Annotated in this window: 15 protein-coding genes; 7 read left to right on the top strand and 8 right to left on the bottom strand. The window is 45.9% G+C overall.

What is annotated here, in order from left to right; all coding sequences use genetic code 11:
• Positions 1 to 65 precede the first annotated feature (65 nt).
• The 3 genes from MKY23_RS04745 to MKY23_RS04735 all read left to right on the top strand — a co-directional run bounded on the left by MKY23_RS04745 (position 66) and on the right by MKY23_RS04735 (position 2682).
• Positions 66 to 1109 carry a cupin domain-containing protein gene (locus MKY23_RS04745; RefSeq protein ID WP_253497020.1) on the top strand — a complete coding sequence of 348 codons (1044 nt, stop codon included), beginning with the start codon at positions 66 to 68 and terminating at the stop codon, positions 1107 to 1109.
• Positions 1110 to 1235: 126 nt separating this feature from the next.
• Positions 1236 to 1955: a YoaK family protein gene (locus MKY23_RS04740; protein WP_339835784.1), complete on the top strand. Its 720-nt coding sequence runs from the start codon at positions 1236 to 1238 to the stop codon at positions 1953 to 1955.
• Positions 1956 to 2067: 112 nt separating this feature from the next.
• Entirely contained in the window at positions 2068 to 2682 is a 615-nt protein-coding gene (locus tag MKY23_RS04735; protein ID WP_339835781.1) for a hypothetical protein, read from the top strand.
• Positions 2683 to 2772: 90 nt separating this feature from the next.
• On the opposite strand, the gene MKY23_RS04730 is transcribed toward MKY23_RS04735, so the two are convergent.
• From MKY23_RS04730 to MKY23_RS04715, 4 genes are all read right to left on the bottom strand, one after another.
• Positions 2773 to 3912 (bottom strand): toxic anion resistance protein, encoded by a 1140-nt coding sequence (locus MKY23_RS04730; RefSeq protein ID WP_090917471.1) that lies wholly within the window; start codon positions 3910 to 3912, stop codon positions 2773 to 2775.
• Between the two features lie 68 nt (positions 3913 to 3980).
• Positions 3981 to 5669 carry a VWA domain-containing protein gene (locus tag MKY23_RS04725; protein ID WP_339835776.1) on the bottom strand — a complete coding sequence of 563 codons (1689 nt, stop codon included), beginning with the start codon at positions 5667 to 5669 and terminating at the stop codon, positions 3981 to 3983.
• A gap of 12 nt (positions 5670 to 5681) precedes the next feature.
• Complete coding sequence (locus tag MKY23_RS04720) at positions 5682 to 6413, bottom strand: hypothetical protein (protein ID WP_339835773.1); 732 nt, start codon at positions 6411 to 6413, stop codon at positions 5682 to 5684.
• Between the two features lie 881 nt (positions 6414 to 7294).
• The gene (locus tag MKY23_RS04715) at positions 7295 to 9613 is read right to left on the bottom strand and encodes a beta-L-arabinofuranosidase domain-containing protein (RefSeq protein ID WP_339835770.1); all 2319 of its coding nucleotides are present in this window, start codon (positions 9611 to 9613) and stop codon (positions 7295 to 7297) included.
• 207 nt (positions 9614 to 9820) lie between these two features.
• Between MKY23_RS04715 and MKY23_RS04710 the strand changes: the two genes are divergently transcribed.
• The gene (locus MKY23_RS04710; RefSeq protein WP_339835767.1) at positions 9821 to 10588 is read left to right on the top strand and encodes an AraC family transcriptional regulator; all 768 of its coding nucleotides are present in this window, start codon (positions 9821 to 9823) and stop codon (positions 10586 to 10588) included.
• Positions 10589 to 11166: 578 nt separating this feature from the next.
• A complete protein-coding gene (locus tag MKY23_RS04705; protein WP_339835763.1) occupies positions 11167 to 11682 on the top strand; it encodes a GNAT family N-acetyltransferase in 516 nt (171 codons plus the stop codon).
• A 218-nt stretch (positions 11683 to 11900) separates the two neighbouring features.
• Here MKY23_RS04705 and MKY23_RS04700 read toward each other — a convergent pair whose 3' ends face one another.
• Complete coding sequence (locus MKY23_RS04700) at positions 11901 to 12944, bottom strand: 2,3-butanediol dehydrogenase (protein WP_339835760.1); 1044 nt, start codon at positions 12942 to 12944, stop codon at positions 11901 to 11903.
• A gap of 141 nt (positions 12945 to 13085) precedes the next feature.
• On the opposite strand from MKY23_RS04700, the gene MKY23_RS04695 reads away from it, so the two are divergent.
• Positions 13086 to 13991: a LysR family transcriptional regulator gene (locus MKY23_RS04695; protein WP_339835757.1), complete on the top strand. Its 906-nt coding sequence runs from the start codon at positions 13086 to 13088 to the stop codon at positions 13989 to 13991.
• Positions 13992 to 14157: 166 nt separating this feature from the next.
• On the opposite strand, the gene MKY23_RS04690 is transcribed toward MKY23_RS04695, so the two are convergent.
• The 3 genes from MKY23_RS04690 to MKY23_RS04680 form a co-directional block, all read right to left on the bottom strand.
• The gene (locus tag MKY23_RS04690; protein ID WP_339835754.1) at positions 14158 to 15912 is read right to left on the bottom strand and encodes a HAMP domain-containing methyl-accepting chemotaxis protein; all 1755 of its coding nucleotides are present in this window, start codon (positions 15910 to 15912) and stop codon (positions 14158 to 14160) included.
• 411 nt (positions 15913 to 16323) lie between these two features.
• Positions 16324 to 16689 (bottom strand): ribonuclease toxin immunity protein CdiI, encoded by a 366-nt coding sequence (gene cdiI / locus MKY23_RS04685; RefSeq protein ID WP_154891164.1) that lies wholly within the window; start codon positions 16687 to 16689, stop codon positions 16324 to 16326.
• A 20-nt stretch (positions 16690 to 16709) separates the two neighbouring features.
• Positions 16710 to 18017, bottom strand: coding sequence for a WXG100 family type VII secretion target (locus tag MKY23_RS04680; RefSeq protein ID WP_339835749.1), 1308 nt, complete (start codon positions 18015 to 18017; stop codon positions 16710 to 16712).
• Positions 18018 to 18347: 330 nt separating this feature from the next.
• Here MKY23_RS04680 and MKY23_RS04675 point away from each other — a divergent pair, with 330 nt between their 5' ends.
• Positions 18348 to 18962: a TetR/AcrR family transcriptional regulator gene (locus MKY23_RS04675; RefSeq protein WP_339835746.1), complete on the top strand. Its 615-nt coding sequence runs from the start codon at positions 18348 to 18350 to the stop codon at positions 18960 to 18962.
• The last annotated feature ends 5 nt before the right edge of the window (positions 18963 to 18967 follow it).

The raw sequence follows: 18967 nt of genomic DNA, 5'->3' as shown, positions 1-18967 counted from the left end.
AATAATATAGTTATTATTCAATTATTTACACATTGTCTAGTGAATTCAAATTTGAAGCAGGAGGAATGATGATGAAATCTTTCAAGTATCGTCTTGAGCAAAAAGAACCCCGTACCGGTCCCGGCGGCATCACTCGCGGAGCCTCGGTTCATGACTTCCCCGCATCTATCGGTATTGCGGGAGTATCCATGCGCCTGGAACCAGGCGGCATGCGTGAACTGCACTGGCATGCAAATGCGGCCGAGTGGGCATATGTGATCAGCGGTTCCTGTCGTACCACCGTTATCCATCCGGACGGACACGCGTATACCGATACCTTTGAACCCGGAGATGTATGGTATTTCCCACGCGGATACGGTCATTCCATCCAGGGACTCGGGCCGGACGAATGCCATTTCATTTTGATTTTCGACAATGGGGATTTTTCGGAGGATCATACGTTCAGCATTACCGACTTTCTGACTCAGACACCGGATCATATCGTGGCACAGAACCTTGGTATCTCCCTCGAACAAGCAGCCAAGCTCAATCAGGGCGAAGCCTATTTTGCCAAAGGCCCGGTACCCGATGACAGTTCCTCCTCTGCGACTTATCGCCGTAACTCGGAACTGACCACGCCGCATCGTTATCCCTTGCATGCCAAACAGCCACGCCGCGCGCCAGGTGGCGGTACGCAGCGTACGGTAACCGTCGAAGATTTCCCCATCTCCACCACGATGGCGGGTTCTCTGATCGAGCTTCAACCAGGCGCTCTGCGGGAACTGCATTGGCATCCCAATGCGGATGAGTGGCAGTATTACATTAGTGGCAGTGCCGAAATGACGGTATTTCTCGCCGAAGGGCAGGCTGTCACTGAACAATTCGAAGCTGGAGATGTCGGGTACGCTCCGATGGGTGCGGGGCATTATATCAAAAACACGGGTGATGACGTCTGCCGTGTACTGATTGGATTCAACAGCGGACACTATGAAGCCATTGATCTGAGTGAATGGATCGCAGGCAACCCGGTAGACGTGCTCTCCACGAATCTCGGCATGTCCCGTGATGAGGCAGAACAGCTTCCTAACGATACGCTGTTTATTGCACCCGATCAGAACAAGGGAAAATAACGAAGAAGGCTATACGTGAGTCGCAAGGTTCATTCCCGGAGATTAGCTCAGTAAAGGGAATGCAACATAAACTTAAGCTAGATTAAGTGAACCCTATTGTTATCTGAAAATGGAGGACAGATGCCTATGCATTCCGTACATGACTCGTCTTCCCCGAACGTTAACAACGAGAGTATCGGACACACGGTAGAACGTTTAGAGCCGGGATTTTCCCGGCTTTTGTTATCTTCCGTTCTTGTATTGCTTGCCGGTTTCATCGATTCCATTGGATATTTGGGGCTGGGTAAAGTGTATTTATCCTTCATGAGCGGCAACAGCACCAAGCTGGGCATCGCTCTATTTGAAGCAGATTATGCGTTATGGGCAACGACAGGGACTGTCGTTCTTTTATTTATTGCAGGGGCATTTGTCGGCACTTTCATTACAGAGTCATGGGGGAAATGGCATCTGACCCTTATTTTGGGCATGGAGTGTGTATTGTTTCTCTTCGCAATCCTGTTGTCGCTCCTGTTCCACACGCATTATATTATATTCCCGATCACCATGGCGATGGGCATGCAAAATACGATGCACCAGATGGTTGCACATGCAGATGTAGGCAAAGGCTTTGTTTCGGGTACGCTTTTTGGGATCGGTCAGGCTCTGGCCAAAGCTATACGTGGCAAAGCTCCTGTATCGGAATGGGCCGTGCTGGCACTATCCTGGTTTATTTTTGTCATTGGCGCGGCGCTGGGCGCCTGGATGCTCGTTAATAGCGGTCTGCTCCTATCCCTCATTGCGGCTCTGTTGTTTCTTGTCCTGGTTATCCCCTATGTCGTTTATATGCAACGTCTGAAAAACGGTTGACCCTGAATAAAAGGGCCAACCGTTTTTCACCTTTAGTTCTAGGAAATCCCACTCGGCTTCATGTATACTATAGAGGAGTGCAGAAATAAGATAAAAGGAGGTGACATTTCACATGAAAAAATCAAGTATTATCACATTAATGACCAGTTTCATTTTGCTTGGCGGGGTGCTTCTCTTTCCTGCTCCTCAAGCCAATGCTTCCAAAGGAGAATTCTCTACATATTGGGAACAGGACGAGTTTGACGACGAATATCAATCTGAAGGAGATTTAATAGACGATACAGAAGAGCCTGAGGCAGAAGATGAGTTTATTCAGGAAAAAGCGGAATTAAAACAATATCTTGATCAGATTTTTGCTATCGGGTCCTATGAATCTAAAGCCATTGATTCCTTAAGTAGTGTAGGTGGCACCGTATCTTCAGCGAATCGAAAATCGATGTTTCTCAAGCTAACGAATACGGTAATTCCGAATTATACCAAATTCGTCTCCAAAGCAAAACTGATCCAATCCAACAACCCAGAAATCAAAAAAATTCATACCTCCTTCATCAAAGGAACTTATATGCAGCTTGAAGGTTATATGCTTTACAAACAAGCTGTTTCCAAAAACAAAGTGAACTACACGATCCTTCAACAAGGTAATGCTAAAGTTAAAGCTGCTGATGTTATTCTTGACCAAGTTACTGATTCATTGTTAGCGTATGCTGACAAAATTGGGTACGAGTAATACCTGCATGCGACTATTGCAAAAAAAAGCAACCATCCTTAACTAGTTATTAGGGAATGGTTGCTTTTTCTAGTTATTCTCATGGATTAGTTACAGACCAAGCTTCTGTCCTTTTTCTAATCGCTGAATCTGCTGTTCCCCGCTCTCCGCCAGTTCACGGAACTGACCGATCGTCTCGCGCATTCTTGGCAAGGCCTCTTGTTTGTAGACCGAGATGGAGTCGAGCGCAGACAGCACATCCGTAAAGGCTTGCTTCATCGTATCCACCGAGATACTTGCTTCGTAGGCCTGCTTCTGGATGGCCGTGCCCTGATCCTTCAGCATTTTGGATGTACCGGCGATCAGATCATTCGTAGTACGGTTAAGCAATTCGATTTTCTGCAAGACGATCTTCTGGTTGTATAGTGCACTGGCAACGGTGACTGCAATCTTCAGCGCGGAGATCGTCACATTTTTCGCCCGATCCACACCACGAATTAACTCTTTGTTGTTGCGAATGACCACTTCAATCGCCATGATCCCCTGCTGGTTTACGACCAGCATCTGTTGCAAATCCATAACACGCTGACGGAGCGGGAACAATACTTCTTCGGTAATAAACCGCACCTTCTCAGGGTCTTCCCCGCGAACCTTGGCTGTCTCAATCTGTGTATCAATGGATTCATCCATTAACATACCAAGCTGGATCTCCTTCTGAAGCCGCTTGGTCAGTTCGCGCAGGCTCTGCTGCTCGATCTCAAGCGTGGTGTTGTCATTACGCAGCGTGGCACGGCCCTTGTCGAGTGAAACGACAATGTCGGCGATGACGGCGTCGGCTTTCTGGTACTTGAGGAAATACGCGCGCAGCGGGTTGAACAGCTTGCCCAGAAAACCTGTTTTGGCGAAATCGACCACGCTTGGGTCGAGATCCTTCAGTTGCATATGCAGCTCGGTCAAGCCTTTGGCGACCTGACCGCCCTCGTCTCCCGTCTTGGACAGATGTCCAACGGAGACTTGAAGCAGCGCGTTTTTCTCGGAAGAGGATCGCATGGTGTTCATGCCAAAGCCGTCGATGGATTGCAAAATTTCTTTGCGCTTCTCCAGAGATTCGAGGTCCAGATTCATAATCATATCCACATTCGAAGTTGCTACCTGTTGCAGTTCCGCGACCTCGGCGGGCACCGGTTTGATCTCTTCTTCAATCACCTTCTGAATTTCCTTCTGGCTCGGTATTTCCATCGTAAACGACATTCACAGCTCCCCCTTTTCGTTCCCAACTATAGGCTTACATCTGAACATTCCTAACCATTCATTCGGATTTACATCTGCACGTTAAACAGGTTTCCGATTTTGTAGACAACATCGTCGGTGTCCGCATTAATGCTCGCCGCCTCGTTAATGCTGGAGATGCTCTCCAGCGCTTTGATGTCGGCGTTATATCCAATCGTGTAGATCGGCACTTTGTACGTCTCCACCAGGTCTCGAATATCTTTGAGGGAATGTCCTTCGTTCGTCTCGCCATCACTCAGAACAAAAATCAGCGGTTTCACGTTAGGGTTGGCTGCTTTGTAATCCTCCAGCATCTTCATCGCAACCACAATGCCGTCAAATGTCGCTGTCCCCCCGCTTGCTTGCAGGCTATCCACCGTTCCGACAAACATGGATTGCTGGTTCGTATCATATTTCGCAATTGGCAGGTTCACCGTCACGTCACTGGAGTAAGAAACCAAACCAATGCTGTTGTCCGTACCAAGGTACTTCTGGCCTTTGCGCAAAGATTCTTTAAGACGGTTGAGTGGTTCTCCGGCCATACTCCCGGATACATCTGTCACAAACACAGCGGCAATTGGATTACTGCCATTCTTCTTCTCTTTCCAGACTTTCTGCGCGGACAGCAATGTTCCACCATCCACCGTAGCCAGCTCGGATTTGTAATCTTGCAGGCCGTTGAAGCCGAACTCTACTGCCTTTTTCTGATACTGCTCTTGCGTGACAAAATCAGCAAACTTCTGGATGATCTCCTGTTTGTTCTGCGGCAGTTGACCAAGAGCATATAGCGGGCTGTCATGCCTCACACCGAATGGGGTAAACACATATCCGCTCTTCAGATCGGCTGTATTCACATAGGTCTGATACTCCAGTACAAAAGCATCCAGTCTGCCCGACTTGGCCGCTTCCCTCATCTGAATCGTGGTGGACGCTGTGAATGGCACGTTCGCCTGGAATTTTTCAAAGCCTTGAATGGCTTTCTCACCCAGCGGATTCGCACTGTCATACGTATTTAATGCGGTAACCAAAAAGTTCAGTCCTGTAGAGCTCGCAAACGGGTCGGTATATCCCATCGTAAGCTCATTGTTGGCAATAGCTTCGGTTATCGTTTTGACGTTCACGGAGCCGTAGGTGTTCACCAGTGCATCATATTTGGCTTTGGAGATGACGATCCCCGGTACGTTGCCAACAAGCCGCTTCGAGATCAGCTTCGTCTTCACTCCGCTGGCTTCCACCATCTCGCCCCACAACTCATTGGACGGGGTGAAGGCATCGGGCACATACTTACCGGACTTGATGTAATCCGTTGCGGTACCGGAAGCAATATTACGGATTTTGACCGATACCTGTTTGCCTCCGGCCGTGATCTTTGCTTGGTTAAAAGCCTCTGCAACCTCGGTTAACCATCCATCCACGCCACTACCCGACTTCTCGGTGGAGGAGAAAATTTCGACGAAATCATTGGTGGTGTTCTCCACTGTAACCGGGAATTTTGAAATGTCCGGAAGGGATTCTGCAACATCAACCGGATCAAGATCAATCTGTCCTTTCACCGGTTCCGCCGTAGCTGGTGCAATGTCCGCGTACAATTTGCCAAGTTCCTTACCTGCATTTTCGGTCGTGACCTGTGTGGTAGACTTGCCAAAGTTCGATGTCAGTGTGATTCCTCCATAAACGAGACCAAATACTAGGACTAACATGATCATGGATATGAGAAAAAACTTTCCCTTCTTTGCCATAGGTGCAACCCCTCACTGTCTATATAATTTGGTGTGCTTGATTAACTGATCAATCTCCTGCATACAAGGCATCTGCTCAATATCTCCAGCTTCAACACTGTCCAGGCGCGATATCTCCAGCAACAGCTGATCCAGCTTCAATAAAATCTCTTCATTCGTGTGAAGTGAATCCTTCACGTAGGTCAGGTAATCGTTGTACACTTTCGTTTTCTCCTGAAAAATCCTCTGCGGGATCGTGGAAGATTTGGCTTTCATCATGCTGGCATAATCGGCTTCATCGAAGACGTTCAGTCGATTCAGTATGCTGCGAATGTTCAGATATAACAGCTTCTCTACCTCTTCCGTGACCGAAGCGAATTTCTTAAAACTCAGTTCGCCGGGGTCAAACCGTTGATGAAGCACATTCATCAGGGTTTCTTTTTTCTTTTTCATCCGGTTCAGTTGGGACAGCCCCAGCGTAATATCTTCTTCAAGAATTTTGATGCGTCTGTAAAAAGATAAAGCTTCTACATAATCTTCATGGGTTTCGATCTGTCTCACAGGTAAAACCACCGGCTGTTTGAACAATACATTGTAACTGCCATAGAAAAGTGCAAGTACGCTTCCGAAGAGTAGCGTCACGGAAAGTGCGGTCTGGAACGCATTCTCTCCGAATCCAAGTCCAGCAAAACCCGGGGAGAAGGCCAGAACATTCACGGCCACGATGCCGATGATGAGCCCAAACAATTGTATGTACCTGGTCATGGTCGATCCTAAGGCCTCCTTTCATGTTAGATATTAGGATTAAATGTCGTATATTCCCTGTCTCTCATCTTCTTATTGTACATGATGTGAACGCTCTCAGGTGGATAGGATTGGAAAATGGAAGGGATATTTACGTTAATATTAGAGCGCTATAAAGTAGATGTTTGACTTGAAGTTCGAGTGGTCTTCCAGTGGATTTGAAAGATCTTTAAATGATTCTTGCCAGATATTTAAAAGGAACTCGCGCTGGTATTGGTACAGTACTCCATAAGCTATGATGTCGGAGCAGTATTCTTCATAGTAATATACGTGGATAGAGCTTATCCCATTATCCTTTTCACGGACAAAACAGAACGAGCTTCACAACTTGTTGTTTAGAAGAACTGCTGGACAACCAGGAACTACGGAGGCGCGTTAGTGGTAAATGAAATGTTATCCGGTAATACGTGGAAAATCAGGTTACGTGTCATTTTTTATATAGACTTGTCTTAGCGGGCTGGAGTAGGATTCGGTGCGAGAAAGAGATTTCTTGAGGGAATTGCATGCCAAAAAGACGAAACGGCGAATACCTCCCATTTCGTCTTGTGTAAGCTATTGTTCGTCACATCCGCATCCAACCTACTCACTACCCATCAGGCTAACGATCACAGATGACGCTATTTGGTGTTTCTTAGCTGAATCCAGAATCTAACGATCATGAGAAACGTTATTTTCACATTTGAGACGTGATTTCATTGAATTTAGTCCGTTTTGGCAGGAATAACGTCGCTGGTGATCGTTAGAATACCGAAAGGGGGAAAATCACCTAAATAAGCTCCGTACGGATCGTTAGAATTTTGAGCATTGTGCCGGGTCATCTATTAGGCTTCTTCCTCAAACGCTCACACGCAAAAATCCGGTCTGCTACGTGTTGTACGAACCTCTGTCACTTTTCCCGCACAGCCGTTGTCCCCGACTGCCTGGAATGTTACCTTCACAGTCTCTTTATCTCTGGTGACCTCTTCCGGAATCTCATAGCTGACACGGAATACTTCGCCGATCTTGTTCATATGAATGCGCTGTTCCCCTACAACTACATCTTCCACCAAAATACTAAACTGCCTTTCATACCGGATGCCCTCTCGGTCAAAATGCAAATAATCCCCGCCCCAGTAGGCTACGCACAAATAGTTCATAGCACCCGAGTCTACAGCCAAGCGGTAGCCGAATGCTGCTTCGTTTACTCCGTAAGCCTCACGCCACATATACAACCTGTTGCGTCCGTCTGTACCGGAGCCATTATATTGCTCCCCGAGGCAGTTGCTCTCCAATTGATGCCCGATCTCATCCTGCTGACCATCCGGCTGCACGCTATCGATGGTGATATCGTTCAACGCTTTCTCCAGCGCATCCCCTTCATCATTCAACGCCCAATACACCGTATAGAACTCATGATGCACCTCATAAAACGGAATTAGTTTCACCGCTTCATCTGTAGATGTCACTTCCTCACTAAGCTCAAATGTAAGCGTCTCTTTATCGACAACCTTGATCCACTTGCTCACATCCTCTTCTTCCGTTTGGATAACGGGTACGGGAGCTGTTTTTGGATTCAGTGCAGTTTCGTCGATAATGGTATCCTCGGGAAGTCCTTCACTGCCAAGCGCACCAGCTAACACAATCGGGCCATACTGGAATGCCACCTTGTGGGCATCATCCCGTGCTGTATATTTACGCAGTGCCATCGGCAGCGTAACAGTAATCGTATCGCCCGCTGACCAGGTGCGATCGATGGACAGATAGCCGGGTTCCAGACGTGTATACGACTGAGCCGAATCCCCGCCTACAGTTGCAGTCATCGGCTCCTGGAGCCAGGACGGCACGCGTAGCCTTAGACAAGCCGAGGCGCTGCCTTCGGTGATTGTCAGGGTTGCTTTTTCCGAATAGGGGAAGTCCGTTTCCAGCTTTAAGTTCAGTCCCTGTGATGCCCACTCCAGCTCGGAAGCGATGTACAGGTTCACATACAAGTCTTGTTCATCCTCATAATAGATAGCTTCTGCATACTTGCCCGGGTTCTCCATGCCTGATCCGGTGCAGCACCACCAAGCCGTATCACGTGTGCCGTAGATTTTGTAATGCCCTTGCAGAGTGGAGGCAAAATAGGTTTTGTTGCCCGTATCCGGATCTTGCGTGCCAAGAATATGGTTATAGACCGCGTTCTCATAATAGTCCATGTAGGCACTGTCCGGCTTCCAGGCAAACAGCTGCTTCGTCAGATGCATCATGTTGTGCGTACAGCAGCTCTCCCCGGTTTTGATGCCAAGGCTCTCCATGCCCTTTGCTTCATAATGCTCGGATATGCTCGTCGCGCCAAAGACATAAGAACGATGCTTCACGGTTGTATCCCAGAAAAATTGTGCCGCTGTCCGGTACGATGTCCGTGCAGGGTCTTGGTTATAGATTTCGGCTGCGCCGATGACTTTCGGAATCTGGGTGTTGGCATGCCTTCCTTGCAACTCATCCCGCTCCTGCTCCAGCGGTTCCAGAATGAGTTGGTGCGTGAATTGACGGGCAGCCCTCAGATAGGCTGAGTTTCCTGTAATCCCGTACAATTGGGCAAACACTTCGTTCATCCCGCCATGCTCAGACATCAGCATCGTCTGAATCTGCTCCTCGGTCATGGCACTCAGTCCCGTCACTGCCCAATCCGCAAAACGTGCAACCACCTCAAGCGCCTGCTCATTGCCCGTCATTTGATAGGCGTCAATCAGACCACGATAGATTTTATGCACGCTGTACCACGGAACCCAATATTCACCGATGTTAAATCCGCCAATGTTCTCCGCACGAAAAGCCATACGGAAAGCCTCCTCAGACAAACCTCCGACATATCCGCTGCCCGTCGTCTGTTGAATTGCCGCCAGTTCATTCACAGCATAATCGAGCGTTTGCTTTAAAGTAGAATTACCCGTCGCCTGATACGTCACCGCGAGAGCCGACATGTAATGTCCGAGGGAATGTCCGCTAATCGAGCGTGCCTCCCAGCCTGCATATCGTTCCTTGCGTGGTGTTAATCCGTGGGCTTCATAACATGGAGCCAGAAAGCGGTCAATCTCCAGTGATAACAAGTAACGTTCACCGATATGTTGTGACGTTTGAAATGGACCTTTCAGCAAGTTAACCTGTGAGGGGCCCAGAAATCCTTTTCTCGTATCGATCATGTGGCTCGCTCCTTTGGCATATGAAATAACTTCATATGCTTTCTTTTAGTAGGGCTGTATTTAGAGATAAAGGATAAAATCCGTGTTCCACTCCGGCTAGAACTTATCTCTGCCATCTAGCTTTCACCCTTGAATGTCCTCATATTATCAAATAAACTACAGTTACAGCAGACTCAGAATCCAAGAAAAGGTGGATAAATCCGTCCTATGTCAAAACCAGTGGAGCACTATTTATGTGGGAAATTCATATCAGAGGGCAACTGGAGTCATATGCGTCGAAGCATGCCGGTTCATGAGATCATTTTGATGCTGGAAGGTGAGATGTATATTGCGGAGGAGGACAAACGATACGTTGTTCGTGCGGATGATCTTTTATTTTTAAAGGCGGGCCGAACGCATTATGGTTACCAGATTAGTGATGCACCTGTGAGCTTCTACTGGATACATTACGGGACAGCACCAGGCTCATTTGGTGATTTCCCAACCCATTCAACCATTCAGATTCCTTCTATGGCAAATCAACTGTTCAAGCAGTTATTGCATGTATCTTCCTTCTCGTCCGAAGAGGCGGATGCTGCTGCGCTATTACTTCTCAAAGAAATGGAACGTAACCTGCGCTCAGACTATCGCCAGCATAACGCCGTGGTGGATCATATCTGTAAGTGGGTCGATATCCATCTGCATCTGAATATTACGGTGAGTGAGATTGCGGAGAACTTTAATTTCAACAAGGACTACATTTCCAAAATGGTGAAGCGGGAAAAGGGGATCGGACTCAAAATGTATATCCTCACCGAACGCATGCGCCGTGCCAAACGACTGTTGCTCAACACCAATGCCAGTGTGAAAGAGATTGCAGCCCAATGCGGCTTTCGTGATTACAAGCTGTTTCTGCGTACCTTCAAGCAACACGAGGCAAGTACGCCAACTGAATATCGCAATCATCTATACAGTACACAGCTGAATCGTTTGTAGGCTCCGTATAGAGATGAATAACTGTATAGACTCCACACAAGCGAAGATCTATATTGCCTAGCATAATGGTTACTATATGATTCTTAGTAATGCTTGATGAGGCTTAGTGAAATCTCCCACACATAAGCACTTTAACACTCCAGTACGTGGATACTTGGACAAAATGAACGCTTGACACTTCAGTTCATGCTAGGCCAAATTCTAACGATCACGAGGAAGCTTATTTAGCCCGAAATAGATCAATTGAAAATCTAACGATCACCAGGAACGTTATTTGGTCTGAAACCAGCCTTTGTGGCTAGAAAAAGGGCTATTTTCCCAAAATAAGCTCTCTGGGGATCGTTAAAATTGCAAAACGCTTAAAAAGCGGCAAATAGCGTCTCTGGAGATCGTTAGATTTTTTTCACAGCTTTTTTCCAGCTTGTTGAGCAACTAAACCTTGGTTACTGAACCGATCCCTTCATAGAAATGTTGAATTCGCTTATAGAAGATTCTAATATAGAGGATTGAATCCCTTGTGTTATAATGCAAGGAAATACTATTCCCTACTTTACTCATAAGAAAAGGAGAATTTAGATATGACGACGGCTGCCATTACGATTCATCCCGCTTCCCCAGCTGACCATGCTGAGATTGTTGACATTCTGGTTGCCAGTTACGCGGAATACCAGAGCTCGTTTGAGCAATCGGATCGTTGGGAAGCCTACCTGAAAGATATCCGCGAATCCGTGGACAATCCATACTTGACTGAATTATGGGTAGCCAAGATCGAAGAACGAATTGTCGGTACCGTTCAGTTATTTGAAACGGCACATAAAGCCTACCCGAATTTTGATCTGCCGATCGATTATCCATTTATTCGTCTACTCGGCGTTGATCCCGAGTGGAGAGGACATGGCATTGCGCGTGAGCTGCTTCAGCGGTGTGTGGATTCCACGAAGGAGCTGGGCAAAAATGCAGTTTATCTCTATACGGGTAGTCAGATGGTTAATGCCATCCGGTTATATGAACGTTTTGGCTTTATTGAAGATCCGGAGTTCAGTCCCGTGGAGGGCGGAGGGCAGGCAATCTGCTATCGTTACGAGATAAAATAAGATAAGATAGGGCCTTAACGGACAACATAGAGGTGCGGATTTACAAGGTTTATTAAAAGTATTCTTGCATTCTGGAGAATGTTATGTCTCTTTATACCATTAAACAAAGGGCTGTTCTCCTGCCATCTGTAGATGACAAGAGGAACAGCCCTCTTTGTTTAAACTTGATATCTTAACTTTACATGATTAGTTACATGATTATCATGTTGATCCCGAGCTTAACCGCCAATCTCAATCAGAATCTTCGCATGACTCTTGTCGCTCATCAACAGCTCAAGTCCGTCCTGCACAACATCATGCAGCTTAATTTTCTTGGTGATTACCTGCTTCACATCGAGTGCACCTTCTGCAATGAGTGAGATGACCTCAGGGAAGATGTGTCGGTACGCCAATGTGGCGGTCAGATTCGCTTCTTTTACCAGCATGTCGAAGAAGTTCACGTGAAGCGGGTTCGGAATCGCGGCGATCACCACAACTTCTCCACCTTTTTTAATCACGGACACAGCACTGTCCATCGTCGGTTGCACGCCAGCTGCTTCATACGCGACATCGATTCCACCCGATTGCTGCGTAATGACCTGTGTTGCATCCAACTTACTGCTATTTACCGGAATTGCGCCAAGTTTAGCCGCCAGTTCCAGACGATCTTCGAATACATCGACAGCGTACACTTCAGATGCCCCAGCTGCTTTGGCTGACAAGATGGTCAGCAAACCAATCGGCCCAGCTCCGTATACAGCAACCTTATTTCCCACTTTCAGCTTGCTGTGACGTACGGCATGGAAAGCTACGGCAGTTGGTTCAACAAGCGCCCCTTCTTCAAAGGATACTTGATCTGGAATCGGGTGCACCATATACGCTTCCACGACTACATATTCGGCAAAACCGCCATCCCCGTTCAATCCGACAAAACCAAATTGAGTACACTGATTGTATCTACCTTGAATACAGTACTCACACGTTCCACAATGGTAGAGAGGTTCAACCACCACGCGATCACCAACATTGATACCGCTTACATTATCACCTAGAGCACTTACTGTTCCTGCAAACTCGTGTCCCAGTGTCAGCGGCGCTTTTTGTCCTGAAAGCGGATGATTCTCTCCCTCTTGAATACCTACACCATGATGATACGCGTGTAAGTCACTGCCGCAGATTCCGGCATACTCGACTTTGATCTGCACCTGGCCAGACTTTGCAACCGGAACCTCACGATCTTCCACACGCACGTCTTTATGACCATACCATACTGCTGCCTTCATTCTGTACATCCCCTTTTATCTAAACTGTTAATACAAGAATGTTCTGCTTGTCTATATATTATATCGCTATTCAACCATTATTCATATTTATAGATACTTATGTTAACATTACTTATACTAATGCTAAAAAGGGATGATCGCATGAATCTGGAACAACTCGAATACGTTGTCGAAATCGCCAAAACGCAATCGTTCTCCGCCGCCTCGGAGCATCTTCATGTCACGCAATCTGCGATCAGCCAATCGGTTCATCGCCTGGAAAAAGAGCTGGGGCTGGTACTATTCGAGCGTTCCAGACAAGGCACTCATCCCACGCCGGATGGGAAACAATTTATCGCCAAAGCGCTGGACATTTTGCAGCGAATTGATGAATTGAAATCACTAAATGCAACGACATCTACATTGACCGGTGATCTTCATGTGGCTACTTTCCCGAGTGTTATGCCTTACTTGGTGCAATCGGCTGCCGATATGAAACGGGATCATCCGCAACTGAGGTTATCAATTGAAGAAAAGGGTTCGATGGAGATCATTGAGGACATCCGGAGCAACAAAACCCATCTGGGCTTTATCGCCCTATATGCAAAACAGCTGCGTGAATTGGATGGGCTACATTTCACACCGATGTATTCAAGCAAGCTTGTTGTATGCACCCATCAACTGTCTGAACTGGCTAAGCACGCACGCGTGACTCCTGAGCAACTAAAAGACTATAATCTAGCGTTATATCGGGACGGTTTCATTGAAGATTTTCTGCAGGAGTTCACCTACGAATATGGGCCTTTATCCATCTTATTCAAGACCAATAATTCGGAGGCTATCAGCACCGTGTTAACCAATAATATTGCCGCGACTATTGGGCATGATTTTTCCTTTCACCAACACCCGCTTTGGAAAGAGGGGTTAATTAAGATGGTCGAAATTACCGAGATCCAGCAGCCCAAAATGCAGATCGGATTTGTTCAGACGGAATTCAGGGAGGCTGCAGCTGCGGCAGAACAATTTGCCCGTCGTTTCAAACAAGCGATAGAACTCGGTCATCTATAATCTGCTGTCCATGCTTGTATATTATATTCCTTCAGCAAAAAAGTGCTTCGCCACTCAGGCGGAGCACTTTACTTCGTTGTCTTTAATTAAGTTGCCTCTATCCTGTATTCTTCTTCATCTCTTCTATAATCGTACGGTAAAGGACTCCCGCTTCTTATGGTTTTACTTACACCTTCACCTTTTTCACTGCTTCACTCATCTCATTCGTTTGCTGTTCCAGCATCGTAGACGTTTCGGCCACCTTACGGAACATCACCGATTGATCCTGCATCAAACGGTATATCTCATCCGAGTGATCCGACACGCCTGCGGAAATCTGTGAAATCGTGTTGACCGAAGCTGCCGCCTCTTCCGATCCGGCCGTAATTTCTTCAGCCGCAGCAGAGACCTCCTGTATACGCTGGGTAACTAGTTGGAACGCATCCACGACTTGTGAGAAGGCCTGCTCTGCTTCAGTTGTAAATACGACCCCCTGACCAATCTCCTGGGCAGTAACCCCCATTCGGGAACCTATCTGCTGTGACTCCTGTTCAATACGAAGTAATAAGTCCGAGATTCGTTCCATAGACGAACTGGAGGCTTCGGCAAGTTTCCTCACTTCTTCTGCCACAACCGCAAAACCCTTTCCATGCTCACCCGCATGTGCAGCCTCAATGGAGGCATTAAGCGCGAGCAGTTTGGTTTGACTTGCGAAGTCACGTACCGTATGCAGTGCACCACCGATTTCAGTAGAATAGTTGTTTAACACCTGCACCATCGTGGTAACCTCTCCAGATACTGCAGAGATGTTTTCCATCTGTTTCTTCATAATCGTCATGCGTTGCTGCCCCGATTCCGCCGTAGTCAGCGCCATTGTTGCCGCATCCGATACCACATTGGAGGATTCAGATATATCGTTGATGCCTTTTGCAATCTCTTCCATAGCATGCGCACTGTCACTTGCACTCTGCTTCTGTGTATGCGCACCTTGTCTTATTTCCTCAACAGCACGATCCACTGTTTTGCTCATGGCAAGCATTTCTTCCGTACTCCGATTAAACTCTTTCGTGGATTCGGATAACAATTCGGTTGTTGAAGCTACCCCTCCAACCATGTCACTTACTATTTTATTTAAATTCCCAGACATATGTATCATCGCCTGATACGTTGTTCCGATCTCATCTCTGCTCTTCAAACGATAGGCTGTCAAAATGCGATTGGCTTCGGCAAGCTCACCTTGTGCCATCTTTTCCACACTTGATTTCAGCGGATGGAGAGGGCGCAGTCCTCTAACGATAAACCACATCACTATAGCAATACCTGCAAGAGTAGCGAGCAGTAGGATCACATACAACGGCAGACTTGATCTCAAAATATCGGTTTCGATACCTCCGATAACAGAAATCCCTGTATCGATACCAATTACACCCGCAAGAGTACCGTTGCTATTCAGAATTGGAGCGTAGGAAGAAATATAATTACCGTACTCTGGATTGTTAATGATCGGCGAACTTGCTGTTTCCCCTTGTAGCAACTTCTGCACCGCATCTGCAGGAATGTCCGTTACTTCGTTAATTGCTGAAGCTTTATCCGCATCCTTCATGCCATCCACCATGATCAGCGGCGTTCCTTTATCGTCAATTTTGACGAAATACACATACATGGCACCAATACGCACTCGAAAATCATCCAATTCATCCCGAATACGGAGATACTCCTCATTTTCCTCGGGGTCCTTGGCAAAGTCCACATATGATGCTGTATCCAATTGCTTCACATAACTCTCGGCAATCTGAATATTGTAGCTTGTGATAGCCCCCTGCGCAGCAAGTTTCACATTAGCGATCTGCGTCAGCATACTTCCCGCAGCTATAATCGTAATGACCAGTGTAACAATAGCCGCAATGCGCACAACCAGACGTTTCCTGAAAAAACCGATCATTTGCTCCCTCTTCCTCCCCACGAACCCAAGCCTTTTTGACTAGGCCGTACCCAAAAAACATATGTTTGAAGCACTAAGTATGGGAAAATAGTATACGAATATGTCGAATTACGCAAGAAAATATTGGATTTACATAAAAACGTTATCATTTCCGTATTCGCTTTGGTATTAGGGACTTTAAAAAGGGTTATTTAGCGAGGTTTTTAGAGGATTTCAGGCAAAGAAAAACTCCAACATGGTAGTTGGAGGTCTGTAGTTACTTTATCATCTTATGTGGGTTATGTTTCGAGAGAGTCTCTCTGTCTGAGATAACAATTGTATATTCATTTTCTACATAAAATCGTTTGATCGGATAAAAGGTCAATCATGAAAAATATCTAATGCTATGAGTTAGGTATGCTCCTACCCAGCTTATGCAATATTAAACTTTTGCTTGATTTCTATTAGTCGAACTTCAACCTCATCCTTAACATTTGGATTACTCTTTAAATAGTCAATACTGGCTTCCCATAGATACTGATAAAAAGTGGAGTAATCCAGTACAACTGTCTGATCTTTCTCTACCGCAGGATAATCAAAAAAATAACAAACCCCCGTATCTCCGAAATATTCTTCTTCCCATTCATCTATCTCACCAGCAAAAACACACCAAACACTCTCACTACCACCATACCCTTCTCCAACGCTATATTTTTTAAGTGCATCTAAAAAATATTTTCCCTCAAGATGTCGATAATACATATCTATTAACTCTTTTTCTGTTAATTTGGCATTCATCAAAATCATCCTCCTATACATTATTCTGATATCGTCGGAAAGAAGTTGGTTACTTTTCCACTTTCATTAAGATATCCTGTGAATTTTAGACCGTTCGATGCTGTTCCACGAATTTCCCTAACCACAATCTCTCCACTCGCCATCGCTTCTTTTCCCCATTGTATCATTTGTTCATTTGAAATTACTTTTGGATCATATACAGTCTTAGGACTTGGAATATTTTTATACTGATCAGCTATTACTTTCAATTCCCTATCAAGTGCCGGAATTCTATAATCAATCTCGAGGACTCCAGATATTGTAGGATGTGGTGTTTTCGAAACAATAAGTTCCTCAAGATTCCAACCTTGGTCTGTTAAAATCCTTTCGAAACTTTCTAAATTGTGACCTCCGACAATCCCTTTATTCTTTTTCCTTACAATACTTTGTGCATTTATTAGATGATCGTCAAAACCGTCCAAATACTCAAAATTATTTTTATTCACCCATGTAACATTATCATCACCATATTTCGAACGTAAGTACTCATCCCATTCTGCGCCTGTTCGAGTGATCTTACTATTTTCCGTCATCCGTCCCGCCTCAGGCAAACGATCAAACGCACTAACCTTGGTGCCGCCTCCTGACGAGATCAGTAAATTATGCGGTTTGATCATCTTGGCGGTGAGGCCACCGCCGACCATCATGCCTCCCATGCCCATCATATTGGCCCAATGTTCGCTGGACCAGGCATTCGTGGGGAATATCGCTTCACGGATTGTACCATGGATGCCAAATGTCAGCCAATTGGCTGTATCATTGGCAGAATTAAAGGCTTTATCCGCTCTATCCATGTAACCTTCCACCAGACCACTTGGGATACCAAACGTCCAATAGTCCAGAAATCCGCCGACACTGTCGTAACGCTTCTGGTAGCGGTCATCTGCAGCCTGCATAAAACCAGTACCCAGTTCTTTCAAACTATCCACCGATTTTTGAAAAGCATTACGATTGTCTACAGTGGGAGCCCGGCATTCATCCGGTGGAGGCGGCATGCAATTGGCATCGTAGGATTGCGTAGTCTGCTGATCCGCCAGTCTGAATTTCTCCGCATGTCCTTCAAGCGTTTTGGCAATCGAGAGGGAGAGTGAACTGAAGTTGTCCATCACTCGTTGCGCCGCGATGAAATCAGCATAAAATCGTTCCTTGGTGCTCCCGTTCCACTGCCTTTCAATTTCGAACAGCTGTTGTTTCAAGATGTGATTCATCTGAGCAATCTGACTTTGGGCTGAAGCGAACTGTTTTGAAACGGACAATAGCTGTTCCGGGGTTACTTTAATCGTTGTCATGGTGTACCTCGTAATCGATATCGTTCTAATTATGTATTTCGTTGTTACACGAAAATTCTGTGTTTCATATATGCCAGTTCATCCACCAGCACATGGGATTCAGTATAACTGGATTGAAATTCTTTTCGTAGAGACTCCTGACTTAATCCTTTAGTTCCTATTACCCCCAGTACACCCTATTTGTAACAGTATTTGTGACCTAGATGTCCCCCACTGCACCGATTCAAAACTTACTATTGTCATATAAGATAGATTCGGCTATATTATTAATTAATTGATCAGTTAATTAATTAATTAATTAATGTGCAGATAAGAGAAAGGAGAATTTTTGTGGCTAGAACTGTTAATGAAGAGAAACGGCTTGAGCGACGTAAACGCATTTTGGAAGAAGCTGTCATCTTGTTTGCTGAAAATGGGTATTCAAACACCACAACGGCTCTTATCGCTAAAAATATCGGTGTGACTTCTGGAACCATATTTCAGTACTTTCCAAACAAAGAAGCTTTGTTTCATGCAGCTGTCCTGGAACCGCTTGAAGATATCCAGAAGAAATCACTTGCTCTGCTGCAACAAAACGGAACGCCAGCCGAATTACTTAAAAATATGGTCAAAGACCAATTCGACCATATTTACTTCTATACCAATGAGTTACGACTTGTTCAGTCTGTATTGGGACAACGAATAAGGTTCCCGGAGCTTACTCAGAAGGTTCTGGACAGTATAAAAGTAATGACAGACAAGATTGAATCCGTTTATGCAAAAGGACAATCCACGGGAGAATTCAACTCAGGTTTCTCACCGGCCATGATCTCACGGAGCTACATCTCCTTCTTAAATGGAGTAGCGTTAACTCTCGGAGAAGATATTGTTCATCATCCGGAATGGGAAAACCTGAAGGCACACGCCTATTATATGTTTGCCCCCGCGCAACACAGCAAGAACTAACACTG

Origin of the sequence: Paenibacillus sp. FSL R7-0272, from assembly GCF_037969905.1 — a bacterium.
GTDB lineage: Bacteria > Bacillota > Bacilli > Paenibacillales > Paenibacillaceae > Paenibacillus > Paenibacillus polysaccharolyticus.
Note: the sequence above shows the minus strand (reverse complement) of the source record. Positions and strands in the feature narration are given on the sequence as shown.